This is a genomic window from Pelatocladus sp. (assembly GCF_059505505.1).
Genome location: NZ_JCACKS010000221.1, coordinates 1 through 14,298 on the forward strand (window position 1 = coordinate 1; position 14,298 = coordinate 14,298).

The following is a 14,298-nucleotide window of genomic DNA, read 5'->3' on the forward strand; positions in this document are numbered from 1 at the left end:
AGATGCACAGCTTTATCTTAATAAATGTACTTCATTAGACCGGTAAACGCTATAGCCAACAGCAACAGCAAACCCTGCAACGCTATTACGATGCTAATCAGTTACTGCTCGATTGCTTGAATAGCAATTGTGAGGTGACAACTGCTATCAGGCAGGAAATTGAAGCAACCTTATTATTGCCGACTAAGGAACTTGAGGACAGGGAATGGCAATAGAACTGAGGTTATTTACCTACTGCTGTTTTTTAGAGTAGAGTACACAGATGAATAAGTATTTTGAAATTGTGAAATCGAGCGATCGCTTGATTATGCCTAAAATGTAGCAAAATCATCTAAGTGAGTTCTCCAAAATTTGACAAAATTCACCATTTGTGGGGATGTCAGTATTTAGTGAATCAGTAAAATTTATGCCAACAGGTTGAGTTACAAAACTTTTTATTTGGCTTAATATTTGAGATACTGCAAAAAGCTAGGCGTGTTGTGCTGGGCAAGAATTTGGAATGCGCGCTCTTCTCAACTGTCCTGCTTGATAAATCTGCAACAGGAGTTTGACTGTATGTACTTCTCACTCTGGCCTGGTAGACCATATCCTCTGGGAGCAAACTGGGATGGCAAGGGTACTAATTTTGCTATATTCTCAGAACATGCGACTTTAGTTGAATTGTGTCTATTCGATCAAAAAGGTCGAGAAACCCGGTTAGAAATTAAAGAAGTGACTAACTTCACTTGGCATGGTTATGTGCCTGGAATTGGCCCTGGTCAAAGGTATGGTTTTAGAGTTCATGGCCCTTTTGCGCCGGAAGAAGGACATCGCTTTAACCCCAACAAACTATTAATTGATCCCTACGCTAAGGCAATTGATGGCGATGTCCGCTTTGGTGAAGAAATATTTGGTTATCGTTGGGATGATCCAAATGAAGATTTAGGTTTTTCTGAACTTGACGATGCTCATCTAGTTCCTAAATCAGTTGTTGTTGATCAGTCTTTTGATTGGGAAGGAGACGAATTGCTACGAACTCCCTGGCATGAGACTGTGATTTATGAAACTCATGTCAAGGGCTTTACTAAACTACACTCAGAAATTCCCCCAAAGCTACGTGGAACCTATGCTGGACTGGCTCATCCCGCCGCGATTTCTCACTTGCTATCCTTGGGTGTAACGGCAGTAGAATTAATGCCAATCCATCATTTTTTGGCCTATCCCGGACATTTAGTAGATAAGAACTTAAAAAATTACTGGGGCTACGATTCTATTTGCTACTTGGCTCCCTACTCTGGTTATAGTGCCAGTGGTTCTCTAGGACAACAGATGCGGGAGTTTAAGCAGATGGTGAAGGCATTACACAATGCTGGCATTGAGGTGATCTTAGATGTAGTTTACAATCACACAGGTGAAGGCAACCACATGGGGCCAACTTTATCCCTACGTGGTATCGATAATGCTTCTTACTACCGTCTGGTTGATGGCAATTACCGTTACTACATGGACTTTACAGGTTGTGGTAATTCTCTTAACGTCCGCCATCCCCAAGTGCTAAAACTGATTATGGATAGTCTACGCTACTGGGTATTGGAATGCCATATTGATGGTTTCCGTTTTGACTTGGCATCGGCGTTAGCTAGAGAATTATACGCGGTTGACCGTCTGGCAGCTTTCTTTGATATTATCCACCAAGATCCAGTAATCGCAGATGTGAAATTAATTGCTGAACCTTGGGATGTGGGTGAAGGAGGCTACCAAGTAGGCGAATTTCCTCTGTTATGGTCGGAGTGGAATGGTAGGTATCGCGATACTGTACGGGACTTTTGGCGTGGAGAAGACAGCCGCATGGCAGAATTTGCTTATCGGTTTACAGGCAGTTCTGACTTATATGAGTTTAATGGCCGCAGTCCCAGCGCTAGTGTTAATTTTATTACTGCCCACGATGGCTTTACTCTCCATGACTTAGTTAGCTACAACGAAAAGCATAACGAAGCCAACGGCGAAGATAACCGAGACGGGGAAAGCCATAATCGTTCGTGGAATTGCGGTATTGAAGGTGACACTAATGACCGGGAAGTAACACAACTGCGGCGAAAGCAACTGCGGAACTTCTTGACTACGCTGTTTCTTTCCCAAGGTGTACCCATGCTAGTAATGGGTGACGAAATGGGGCGATCGCAACGAGGAAACAACAATCCGTACTGTCAAGATAACGAAATTTCCTGGCTGGATTGGGATTTACAAGAAGAAAACGAAGCGCTGTTAGACTTTACTCGTCAATTAATTGATTTACGTCGCAGACATCCAGTCCTGCGAAGACGCAAATGGTTCCAAGGTCGAGCCATTCACGGCTCTGGTGTCCATGATATTTTGTGGTTTAACCCCGATGGTGGTGAAATGACAGAGGAACAATGGAACGATGGTTTTACAAAAGCGATCGGCATTTTCCTCAATGGCGAAGAAATCGCCACACCAGGGCCAAGGGGTGAGCGGATTATCGATGAAAACTTTTTATTATTCTTCAACGCCCACTACGAAATGGTGGAATTCACAATTCCTAAAGGACTACAGGATTGGGAATGGCTCACCATTATTGATACTACTAAACCCCGCTTTGTGCAACGCGGTAAACGTTACATCGAAGATAAACCTGTACAAGTAGAAGCGCGATCACTTGTGATGTTGCAACGTATGGGCAGAGTTTCTCACGATGATGAAGATTAGGAATAGGGGATAGGGTATGAATCAGTTAACAGTGACCAGTTTAATTTGATAACTGATAACTGATAACTGATTAGTTATCTTCCCACACTCCCCACATTCCCCTATCCCCCATTCCTCATAACTAAACACTAACTATCAACAATCAATATGTATATCGGTTCTCAATATTTAGGCGATCGCACTTGCAAGTTTACTCTCTGGGCGCCCTTAGAGGGTAATGTTGCTGTTCATCTTGTTTCCCCAGAAGAAAAAATTATTCCCCTGCAAAAGGATGAAAGGGGGTATTGGCAGGGAACTGTCAATAACGTTGAGCCTGGATGTCTTTATTTTTACCAATTGGATGGTCAAGTTGACCGAGCTGATTCCGCTTCCCATTTTCAACCCCAAGGAGTTCATGGCCCTTCGCAAGTTGTTGACCACAGCAGCTTTAGCTGGACTGATGCCGAGTGGCAGGGAATTCCACTTGAGCAAATGGTCATTTATGAATTACATGTCTCTACTTTTACTGAAGAAGGTACATTTGAGTCCATAATTCCTCGGATTGCCGAATTGCTGGAATTAGGTATCAATGCGATTGAAATTATGCCCGTTGCTCAATTTCCAGGCGATCGCAACTGGGGCTATGATGGTACTTTTCCCTATGCGGTACAAAATTCCTATGGTGGCGTTGATGGCTTGAAAAAATTAGTAGACGCCTGTCATCAGCAAGGAATGGCTGTAATTTTAGATGTTGTCTATAACCATCTTGGCCCAGAAGGCAATTATCTTTGGGGATTCGGTACTTATTTTACTGACCATTACAAAACACCTTGGGGTAGTGCAGTTAATTTTGACGGGTCTTACAGTGATGGGGTGCGGAATTACTTTGTGCAGAATGCGCTGTACTGGCTAGAAACTTTCCATATTGACTGTTTGCGTTTGGATGCAGTCCACGCTATCTATGATTTTGGCGCTAAACATATTTTGGCAGAGATTGCCGAAGCAGTTGCTGAACTTTCGCAACGAGGATATAAACGCTACCTGATTGCCGAAAGTGATTTAAACGATCCCCGCATTATCCGTTCTCCCGAAGTTGGTGGTTACGGGATTGACGCACAATGGAGTGATGATTTTCACCATGCTTTACATACTGTACTTACAGGAGAAAATCAAGGATACTATAAAGATTTTGGTCAATTAGAACAACTGGCCAAAGCATATCGCGAAGGTTTTGTTTACACTTGGGACTACTCTCCCCATCGTCATCGCTATCACGGGAATGAAGCAAGCGGTTGTTTTTCGCAGCAATTTGTAGTGTGTTCTCAAAACCATGATCAGGTAGGTAATCGGATGATGGGCGATCGCCTTACCTCCTTAATCTCCTTTGAAGGGTTAAAATTAACTGCGGCAGCTGTTTTGCTGTCTCCTTATGTTCCTTTGTTGTTTATGGGTGAAGAATATGGTGAAACTGCACCTTTTCTCTACTTTGTCAGTCACAGTGACCCTGACCTAATTAAAGGGGTGAGGGAAGGTAGAAAGGCAGAATTTGCTGCATTTTTTGAAATTTATGGTCAAGAAGCACCAGATCCGCAAGCAGTAGAGACGATGAAGCGATCGCGCTTAAATTGGGAAAAGCGTCATGAGGGCAAAAACCGGATGTTATGGTTGTTTTACCAAAAATTACTCAAACTGCGGAGAGAAATTCCTGCACTTGCTAATTTGGATCGCCATAACTTAGAAGCATCGGTAATCGAACCAAACAAGGTTTTACAGCTGCGGCGGTGGTGTGAAAATAATCAAGTATTATGCTGGCTGAATTTTAGCCAAGAAGTTGGTAAGATAAAAGCAAATATACCTAGTGGTCCCTGGAAAAAACAACTGGACTCGGCTGATTCTGCTTGGGGTGGTGACAACTCCCAGTTACCCGAAATACTAGACACTGAATCCCAGTCAACTTTTGCACTTAATCCTGAAAGTGTAGTTGTTTATTGTCAGTAGTCTTTTGTCATTAGTCATTTGTCCTTTGTCATTTGTAATTCTAATGAGCAATAGCTAATGACTAATGACCAATGACCAATAACCATTGACTAATAACTAATCATGGAAATACCAGTAGCAACATACCGGATACAGTTTACCCCTAGCTTTGGTTTTGATCAAGCCAAGGCGATCGCTTCTTACTTAGCAGAACTAGGAATATCTAATTTATACGCATCCCCAATTTTAACTGCCAGAAAAGGTAGTACTCACGGTTACGATACTGTTAACCCCAACGAAATTAATCCCGAATTAGGCGGAAAAGAGAAGTTTTTTGAATTAGTTGAAGAACTCAAGCATTTTAATCTCGGTTGGGTGCAAGATATAGTACCCAACCATATGGCATTTGATAGTCAAAATCACATGCTTGTAGATGTTCTGGAAAATGGTTTTGACTCTCAATATCGAGAGTTTTTTGATATTGATTGGCATCATCATTATCCAGAAAATCAAGGCAAAGTTTTAGCACCTTTTTTAGGTAAATTTTGTGGTGATTGTTTAGAAAGTGGTGAACTCAAGCTCCAATATGATCACAGTGGTCTAACTATCAACTATTACTCACTAAAATTTCCCATTCGGATTGAATCTTACTCTCAAGTTTTTACCTACGATGTAGGACGTATACGAGATAAATTAGGTAGAGATCATCCTCATTTTATGAAATTTCTGAGTATTCTCTACATGTTGAAATACATTCCATCAGGGGAGGAAGGAAGAGAACGCTACGACCAGATTATTATTACCAAACGCATGTTATGGGAACTGTGGAATGATAGTCCCGAAATTAAAGAATTTATCGAAGATAATATTCGTAAATTTAATGGTGAATCGGGAAACCCTGAAAGTTTTAATCATTTAGAAAACCTCCTCAATGAACAATTTTTCCGTCTTGCTTATTGGAAAGTTGGAAATGAAGAACTCAATTACAGACGTTTTTTTACTGTTAATGATCTCATTTCACTCAAAATAGAAGACGAACAAGTTTTTCATGCTACTCATACCTGTATCTTAAAACTAGTTGAAGAGGGAATAATTAGCGGTTTAAGAATTGACCATATTGATGGTCTTTATGATCCGGCACAATATCTCAATCGACTACGAGAACATGCTCCTGATGTTTATTTAGTTGTAGAAAAAATCCTTGAACCCCATGAAGAATTGCCAATAAATTGGCCAATTCAAGGTACAACTGGTTATGATTTTCTCAATCAAGTAAATGGCATTTTCTGCCAACAATCAACAGAATCCGAGTTCAATTCTATTTATCAGCGCTTTTTAGGGAGAAAAGTTGATTGTGAGGAATTAATTGACCAAAACAAAAGATTAATTATTAGTAGACACCTAGCAGGAGATATTGATAATTTAGCTCACTTACTGAAGCAAATTTCTGGTCGCTATCGCTATGCTAGTGACTTTACAATGTACGGCTTAAAAGCTGCTTTAGTAGAAATTTTGGCATTGTTTCCTATTTATCGCACCTATATTAATGGCGCAGGAGCTAGCAAAGCAGATCGGGAATATATTCAGCAGGTAATGACACAAGCTAAAAAGAATATTCCCAACTTCCTCAACGAATTAAGCTTTATTGAAAAGTTTCTCATCCTTGACATTGATGAAGACCTCTCCCCAGAAGATCAGGAACAATGGTTGCATTTCTTGATGCGTTTACAACAATTTACTGGGCCATTGATGGCGAAAGGCGTAGAAGATACAGTTTTATATGTCTATAATCGCCTAGTCTCGCTCAATGAAGTCGGTTCTCATCCCACAGATTTTGGTATTTCTCTAGAAGATTTCCATACTTTCAATCAACAGCGTGCTTCTCAATGGCCCCACGCCATGAATGCTAGTTCTACCCACGATACCAAACGTGGTGAAGACATGCGCGCTCGAATTAATGTACTCTCGGAAATTCCCGAAGAGTGGGAAATTCATCTCAAAGAGTGGCGTGAGATTAATGCTCCCTACAAAGAAACTGTAAATAAACAGGATGTACCAACTCCCAACGATGAATACTTTTTCTATCAATCATTGATAGGGGCGTTTCCCTATAAAGACGAAGAGTATCCAGGCTTTGTTGAGCGGATACAACAATATATTATTAAAGCTATCCGTGAAGCCAAAGTCCATACAGCTTGGCTTAAACCAGATACAGCCTATGAAAATGCTTTCACTAATTTTGCCGATCGCGTCTTGAAAGATCCTCAGAATAATCCATTTCTGGAAGCTTTCCGTCCGTTCCAACGCAAAATCCAACACTACGGCATTTTAAATTCTCTCTCCCAGACGTTAGTGAAGGCAACTGCTCCAGGTTTACCAGATTTTTATCAAGGATCGGAACTTTGGGATTTAAGTATGGTAGATCCGGATAACCGTCGTCCGGTAGACTTTGAAATCCGACAAGAATATCTGCAAGACATCAAAACCAAAGCAGCACAAGACATGTCAAGCTTAATTGCAGAGTTGCTGCAAACCCCAGAAGATGGACGAGTGAAGCTATTCTTGACTTATCAACTTTTACAAGCACGGCGAAAATACTTAGATGTATTCCAATGGGGAACCTATGTCAAATTGTCGGTAGCAGGTAGCTTGAAAAGCCATGTTGTAAGTTTTGCTAGAGAATTACCAGACACGAAAATAATTGCGATCGCTCCTCGTTTCCTCACCTCCTTAGTTAAAGAAGGCGAGTATCCTTTGGGTGAACAAGTATGGCACGAAACCCGCATTGTTCCCCCTGCTGGTTCCTCTGATATTTGGTATGACGCCATCACTGGACAGAAAGTACAAGGCGAAGATACCCTGTGGTTGCGGGAGATATTACAACAGTTCCCTGTAGCGTTGTTGGTTAATCAAGTAGAAACATCAACAGTAGAAGGTAAAAATCAGGAAGCAGAATAGCATAAATTATCTCGTCCCACAATTTATTGCAAGGCGCTAATGGGGAGCATCCCTCATGTTCAAAAAACCCGCCTGCGATTGAAATCGCAGTCTCATGGCGAAAGTCTGCTTTAAGCAGACTACTACTCGTCAAGTTTAAATTGATGGATAAGAAAGTTCGTAGTAAGGACTTAAGTCCTTATTTTTTAAGCACGCGCATTGCTTACTACAAACCCTTAATTCAAACTTGATGACCTACTACTACTTGATTTATTTGAGTCGTCTTCAGACGACTTGTGCTATGAGCAAAGGGTTTAAACCCTTTGCTTTGCTCTGAACAACCCCACCCCATAGCGTAAATTAAGCTAAAATTCAAGCAGTGCAAGGACTTTCCATTTATCTAGCCCATGCTTGAAAATCTGCAAACCCAATTTTACGAACTAGAACAATTCGCCAACTCCCTTGTCTCTAATCAGTTGACGCATCTAAGTTTATTAAGCGTTGGTATAATTTTTTTTGCCGGACTAATTACCAGTCTGACGCCGTGTATGCTGTCTATGCTGCCGATTACTATTGGCTACATTGGCGGTTATGAAACAAAAAGTCGTCTACAATCAGCCGCCCAATCTACTTGGTTTGCTTTAGGATTAGCAACCACTCTTGCAAGTTTGGGAATAATAGCAGCTTTAGTTGGAAAAGTCTACGGACAAATCGGTATCGGTTTGCCAATTATTGTAAGTGTGATAGCTATCCTAATGGGGCTAAATTTACTAGAAGCTTTGCCCTTGCAAATGCCCTCTTTTAGTGGTACTGATTGGATTTCTCAAGAATTACCTCAAGGTGTACGAGCCTATGCGCTCGGTCTGAGTTTTGGTTTAGTCGCCTCTCCTTGCAGTACTCCTGTTTTAGCAAGTTTACTAGGTTGGGTTGCTAATACACAAGACCTAATTTTAGGTGCGGTTTTGCTCATTTCTTACACCGCAGGACATGTAGCACCATTAATTTTAGCAGGTACGTTTACTGCTTCTATAAAAAAAATACTAGAATTACGCCGTTGGTCTAGTTGGATTAATCCAATTAGCGGAGCTTTGTTAGTAGGATTTGGTGTTTTTTCCCTCGTTTCTCGTATTCCTTTTAGTTAAAGTCTGCTTAAGCAGACTACTTGATTTATTTGAGTCTACGCTCCTACTAACAACCAATTACCAACCAAAAACTGACTACTAACAATTTACAAATGACTTTAGACAATACAAATAATTCAGTTTCTGAAAGTTCACCTGAAAAATCTACAGAAAAATCCAATTTTTGGTCGATTATCGTGCAATCCTTACGGCAGGATTTTTTACCTGTACTGACAGATTTACGTTTAGCGATCGCACTCTTACTAATTATTGCCCTATTGAGTGTTACTGGTACTGTCATTGAACAAGGTCAATCACTGGATTTTTACAAAGCTAATTATCCAGAACACCCAGCTTTATTTGGTTTCCTATCTTGGAAATTTCTTCTCACTGTGGGATTAGATCATGTTTATCGTACCTGGTGGTTTTTTGCTTTACTCATCTTTTTTGGTACTAGCTTAACTGCTTGTAGTTTTACTCGACAGTTACCAGCTTTAAAAGCTGCGCGTCGTTGGAAGTTTTATGACCAACCACGACAATTTACTAAACTAGCATTGAGCGCAGAATTAGATCATGGTTCTGTTGATTCTTTGATCCAAATATTACATAAGCGCAGCTACAAAGTTTTTCAAAAAGAAGATCAAGATCATATTCTTTATGCTCGTAAAGGAATTATCGGACGCATCGGCCCCATCATTGTACATATTGGTATTGTCACGATTCTTTTAGGGTCAATGTGGGGAGCAATGACTGGGTTTATGGCCCAAGAAATAATTGCTAGTGGTGATACATTCCAGGTTAAAAATATTATTGATGCAGGACCTTGGGCTGCAATACACAAAGCTAAAGATTGGTCTGTGCATGTGAATCGTTTTTGGATTGATTATACTCCTAGTGGCAGTATTGACCAATTTTATTCAGATTTATCTGTTTTGAATAACCAAAACCAAGAGGTTGATCACAAGATAATTTATGTTAATCAACCTCTGCGTTATCAGGGTGTGACTTTTTACCAAACAGATTGGGGAATTTCTGCTGTGCGGGTGCGGGTAAACAAAAGTCCAGTTTTTCAAATTCCCATGGCGCCACTTAACACTAATGGTGGGCGCATCTGGGGAACCTGGATTCCGACAAAACCAGATTTAAGTGAAGGTGTCTCTTTGCTAGCCAAAGATTTACAAGGAACAGTACTAATTTATGACGCCGCAGGTCAACTTTTTAACACTTTGCGGACTGGTATGGCTACGGAAATCAATGGTGTGAAACTAACAGTTTTGGATGTCGTTGGTAGCACGGGTTTACAAATCAAAGCCGATCCAGGAATTCCAATGGTTTATTCTGGGTTTGCTTTGTTAATGTTGGGTGTGGTGATGAGTTATTTTTCTCACTCACAAATTTGGGCGTTGCAAACAGATGGACACCTGTATGTAGGTGGTAAAACGAATCGCGCCAAGGTAGCATTTGAACAGGAAATTTTAGGAATTTTGGATCGTCTGAGTCAAGAACCAAAAGATCAAAACAAAGCGATCGCATCTTAGAAAGGTTAGGGGATCGGGGATTGGGGAACAGGGGACAAGGAAGAATAACTATTGATCTTTAGATTTCACGTGACGAACTTCAATTACTGTATGCACGTTACCACGTGGTGCAAAATCTGCTTTGAGAGTGATTTCTAAAGGATCGCAAGCAGCGACAAAATCATCCAAGATTTGATTGGCTGATTCTTCGTGAGAAATGTAGCGATCGCGGTAACTGTTAATGTAAAGCTTGATAGCTTTTAATTCTACCACCAGTTGATCAGGTATGTAGTTAATATGAATGGTGGCAAAGTCTGGATAGCCGGAAAATGGGCATTTACAAGTAAATTCCGGCAATGTGATATCAATGTTATAACGTCGTCCTATGCGCGGATTAGGAAATGTAATTAGTTGTCCTTCCGCGATTTCGCGTTCGCCATACTTTATTTCTTGACTTGGCTGTGACACACTTTCAGATAAAGAATTACTCATAATAGAAATTAAAAAATAGCAATGGTCAATGGTCAATGGTCAATAGAATATCCTCTGGACAATCGACACTTGAGTTTTAACTTAGAATTCTTCTGATTGCCAGTCTGGGCAATTATCACCATCCCAACCATAAGGATGCATGCCACAGACTAATAAATTACCACCATACGCTTGACCGTGGTAGTGGCAGCAACCAATGCAAGCAGGATTTTTTTCGGCTGAGGGTTCAACTGGATAGGGAAAACCGGGATCTAAATCATCACCGATAACATCTTCCAATTCCCAGTACATGTCCAAAAATGGTTCAGTCAATTCCTGGAAATACTGATCTATTTCGATAGCGATCGTATTTTGCAGTTCTTCGGTAACTTCTTCTGTAACTTCAACAAAAGCGTCTACCATTTCACCTATTCCCAGGAAAAAGCCTTCGACTTCATCGCTTAGTGTTTGTACCATTTCCCAAAAATCCTTTTGCCAATTTTCCATATAATTAACGCCTTAGTTGGTAGGGGAGCATCTCAATTTTGCAAAAAGACGTGAACAAGGGGAGCATCCCAATTTCTCAATATATCGCAAAGGGTTTAAACCCTTTGCTTCAGACGACTCAAATAAATTAAACAGTCTGCTTTAGCTATTTCAATCGCAGACGGGTTTGAACTTGCAAGGTGTAAATCTGGAAAATGAAATTTATTCATGTCTTAATGTCTTAGTGTTTCAAAAATTATTTTTTCACCAAAGGCACTAAAGACACAAAGCGTTTTCTCAAGTATGGGTTCTTAAGCTTAAACTAGACATCTTGAAGCAGTTTCCTAAAGAGTAATATCTTGCAAAAATTAAATATTCATCTAACGTTAAAATGCTACCTAACTGACAGCAACGAACAACACCTAGATAAACTAGGTTTTAACTAAATTCTACGCTATATAGTAATGGGTTGATCTCAGCAAAACAAAGCTAATATCAACCCAGCATAAATTTATAATTAATTATCACGTTGCAAACGCTTTAACTCGTTTTCTAAATCCAGAACTTGCTGGCGTAGTTGCTCGACATTCTCGTTATCGCCTTGGACATCTTTCGCCGTTGGCTGCTCGTCTTCTTCTATAATTTCAATGCGGCGCGGTTCAGATGGAGTCGTTGTTGGTGCTGCTGTGCCATCAGCTGCTTGCTGCTGGGCTTGCTTCATCATCTCCTCAACGAAACGGCGAGCTTCTTCTGTGGTCATTTCGCCCCGTGCTACCATTTCGTCTGCTAGCTTTTGGATTTGCGATCGCACCTCAGATAACGTTCCGCCTGCTCTCTCACCTGCGTAAGAAGCTAACCCAACACCAAGGTAAAAAGCTTTTTTAACAATATCTCCAAAACCAGCCATTACAGCCTTTACGCTCCTAGAAATAGGGCGACCCGGAGATTACGCCTACTGTAAGCATCCCGTGTTGCTGCTACCTTCCGGTCCTGACAAGATTTGGGCGTTACAGTCGCATAAGTCCAGGTCTAAAAATAAGCATAGCATGAAATATTCTATATGTGTGTTATTCGACTATAATTTTCCATTCATATAGTTTGTAGCTAACACAATCGTTTATGATCAACGGGTCATTGGCTACAATTGCCTGCGCTTCTGCCATAGATGCAGCTTCAAACACCATCATCCCGCCTCCCATCTTTGCCCAGTAGCCAGTTTTAGCATTGTGTCCTTTAGCAATCAAATCTTTTACGTAAGCTTTGTGAGCAGGTATATATTGGTCAAAAATAGATTTATCAACTTTGCCCTCTTCAATCTTGACAAAAATCGGCATGTACTTGTCACTTCCCATTACAAAACATTTCCTACTCAAGTTATGATAGTTTTTGAGTAGCATTTGAGTAGCGATTCAATCAAAATTTTGGGCATAACGATTAAACTCCCTTGCAAAAATCACAAACTCTTTTTTTCATAGCCCTGCTACCACCACAGGAAATTCAGGATTATGCTAACCAAATCAAGCAGTGCTTTGCTCTTAACTACGCCAGTCGTCACGCCCAAAAATCTCCGCCTCACATTACCCTACAACCACCTTTTAAATGGTCTGATCAAAACCTACTAGTATTAGAGGCGTGTTTGCAGGAATTTGCCAGCACTCAAAACCCAATACCAATTACGCTAAGTGGTTATGGTGCGTTTATTCCTCGCGTCATCTATATCAATGTGATCAGAAGTCCAGAACTATTGGCTATGCAAGCGAATTTAATGACACACTTAGCCAACCAATTGGGAATAGTTGATCAAGTATCTCAAACTCGACCTTTCGCACCTCACATGACAGTGGCGTTTAGAGATTTAACACGTCAGAACTTTAAAGCTGCTTGGCCAGAGTTTGAAAAGCGTGAGTTGTATTTTGAATTTACAGCAAATAATTTAATGCTACTGCGACACGATGGTAAGCGGTGGAATCTGAAAGCAGAGTTTTCGTTTGTAATTGGCGATCGCTAACTGTTAATTGTTGTGAAATGCTTAAAATTACAGCCAACTACTTTTCAAACAATCTCTGAGAGTAACGATACACTTGTAAAACATTGTCTAATTTTTACATGCTTCCTCAACATGCCTCATCTGACATCGACTAGTGCGATTCGTTCTCAGATTGCTGAATTTGCTCAAAGCTCTACTTTGTGGATAGATACAGAAGTCGCGGATTATAGAAGTAATCATCCCAGATTGTCACTTATTCAAGTACTAGACGAGGTAACAGATATGAGTGGCGATCGCATTTATCTTTTAGATGTATTAGACTCTCCAGAGATTGTCGCTGATTTCATTAGTCAAATCATGACGAATTCGGCAATTGAAAAAGTCTTTCACAATGCCAGTTATGATTTAAAGTTCTTGGGTAATAAAAAAGCCAAAAATGTCACTTGTACTCTAGAAATGGCAAAAAAGATTCCTTATTATATCTTGCCATTACCTAACTACCAACTTAAAACTCTTGCTGCCAAATTATGCAAATTCTTATATATTAACAAACAAGAACAAACCAGCGACTGGGGACAGCGACCTTTGAGTGAAGGACAGATAGAATATGCTTATTTAGACTGTATTTATCTGGCTCAAGTGCATTTACGCTTAATAGAATTAACTCAAAAAAGTAATCCTGAGCCAAAAACAGAAGACTTAACTGAACTCGCAAAAAAATATCAAGAGGTTGAACAAAATTGGAAAATAGTTAAATCAGAATATGAGCATTTACAAGAGCGAATCAAAAAAACTATGCAAGCTCAAAATTTGTCTGAAACTTCTGATTTAAAGTTAAATACTTCTGAACGTACAACAATAAAAGTTGCATTAACAGAATTAGTCAAATTAATACAAAGCAAAGGTATTGAACTAGATTTACCCATTACATTGACGCAGAAAATGCAAAAAGATTTGGGCGATAATCTTGAACAATTGTTGGTAAATATAGAAAAAACACAAACTTGGCGCTTAAGTATTAAAACTGAAGAAGGTATAGCTCAGGATGAGTAAATTCTGTAATATGATAATTTCGTTAAGAATGTTATAGCAATTCTCCTTAAACCACAAGCACATA

General features: G+C 40.1%; 11 protein-coding genes, 1 other RNA gene and 1 pseudogene. 8 read left to right on the top strand and 5 right to left on the bottom strand.

What is annotated here, in order from left to right:
- Positions 1-47 precede the first annotated feature (47 nt).
- From AC5JMK_RS20290 to AC5JMK_RS20315, 6 genes and pseudogenes are all read left to right on the top strand, one after another.
- Positions 48-215: pseudogene (locus tag AC5JMK_RS20290) on the top strand (NACHT C-terminal helical domain 2-containing protein); the annotation flags it as partial.
- Between the two features lie 340 nt (positions 216-555).
- Positions 556-2,706 carry a glycogen debranching protein GlgX gene (gene glgX, locus AC5JMK_RS20295; RefSeq protein ID WP_096677618.1) on the top strand — a complete coding sequence of 717 codons (2,151 nt, stop codon included), beginning with the start codon at positions 556-558 and terminating at the stop codon, positions 2,704-2,706.
- A 147-nt stretch (positions 2,707-2,853) separates the two neighbouring features.
- Positions 2,854-4,683, top strand: coding sequence for a malto-oligosyltrehalose trehalohydrolase (gene treZ / locus AC5JMK_RS20300; protein WP_096677617.1), 1,830 nt, complete (start codon positions 2,854-2,856; stop codon positions 4,681-4,683).
- 102 nt (positions 4,684-4,785) lie between these two features.
- Positions 4,786-7,620, top strand: a complete 2,835-nt coding sequence (treY, locus tag AC5JMK_RS20305; protein WP_096677616.1) for a malto-oligosyltrehalose synthase — start codon at positions 4,786-4,788, stop codon at positions 7,618-7,620.
- A gap of 386 nt (positions 7,621-8,006) precedes the next feature.
- Positions 8,007-8,741, top strand: coding sequence for a cytochrome c biogenesis protein CcdA (locus AC5JMK_RS20310; RefSeq protein ID WP_096677615.1), 735 nt, complete (start codon positions 8,007-8,009; stop codon positions 8,739-8,741).
- 92 nt (positions 8,742-8,833) lie between these two features.
- The gene (locus AC5JMK_RS20315) at positions 8,834-10,258 is read left to right on the top strand and encodes a cytochrome c biogenesis protein (protein WP_096677614.1); all 1,425 of its coding nucleotides are present in this window, start codon (positions 8,834-8,836) and stop codon (positions 10,256-10,258) included.
- A gap of 48 nt (positions 10,259-10,306) precedes the next feature.
- Here AC5JMK_RS20315 and queF read toward each other — a convergent pair whose 3' ends face one another.
- The 5 genes from queF to AC5JMK_RS20340 all read right to left on the bottom strand — a co-directional run bounded on the left by queF (position 10,307) and on the right by AC5JMK_RS20340 (position 12,528).
- Positions 10,307-10,729, bottom strand: coding sequence for a preQ(1) synthase (queF, locus tag AC5JMK_RS20320; RefSeq protein ID WP_096677613.1), 423 nt, complete (start codon positions 10,727-10,729; stop codon positions 10,307-10,309).
- Positions 10,730-10,810: 81 nt separating this feature from the next.
- Entirely contained in the window at positions 10,811-11,215 is a 405-nt protein-coding gene (locus AC5JMK_RS20325) for a hypothetical protein (protein WP_096677612.1), read from the bottom strand.
- 496 nt (positions 11,216-11,711) lie between these two features.
- Complete coding sequence (locus AC5JMK_RS20330) at positions 11,712-12,101, bottom strand: phasin family protein (RefSeq protein WP_096677611.1); 390 nt, start codon at positions 12,099-12,101, stop codon at positions 11,712-11,714.
- 26 nt (positions 12,102-12,127) lie between these two features.
- An RNA gene (gene ffs, locus AC5JMK_RS20335) (signal recognition particle sRNA small type) lies at positions 12,128-12,224 on the bottom strand.
- 37 nt (positions 12,225-12,261) lie between these two features.
- The gene (locus AC5JMK_RS20340; protein WP_096679208.1) at positions 12,262-12,528 is read right to left on the bottom strand and encodes a YciI family protein; all 267 of its coding nucleotides are present in this window, start codon (positions 12,526-12,528) and stop codon (positions 12,262-12,264) included.
- A 110-nt stretch (positions 12,529-12,638) separates the two neighbouring features.
- Between AC5JMK_RS20340 and AC5JMK_RS20345 the strand changes: the two genes are divergently transcribed.
- Together AC5JMK_RS20345 and AC5JMK_RS20350 are read left to right on the top strand one after the other, a co-directional pair.
- Positions 12,639-13,202, top strand: coding sequence for a 2'-5' RNA ligase family protein (locus AC5JMK_RS20345; RefSeq protein ID WP_096677610.1), 564 nt, complete (start codon positions 12,639-12,641; stop codon positions 13,200-13,202).
- 111 nt (positions 13,203-13,313) lie between these two features.
- Positions 13,314-14,234: a ribonuclease D gene (locus AC5JMK_RS20350; protein WP_096677609.1), complete on the top strand. Its 921-nt coding sequence runs from the start codon at positions 13,314-13,316 to the stop codon at positions 14,232-14,234.
- The last annotated feature ends 64 nt before the right edge of the window (positions 14,235-14,298 follow it).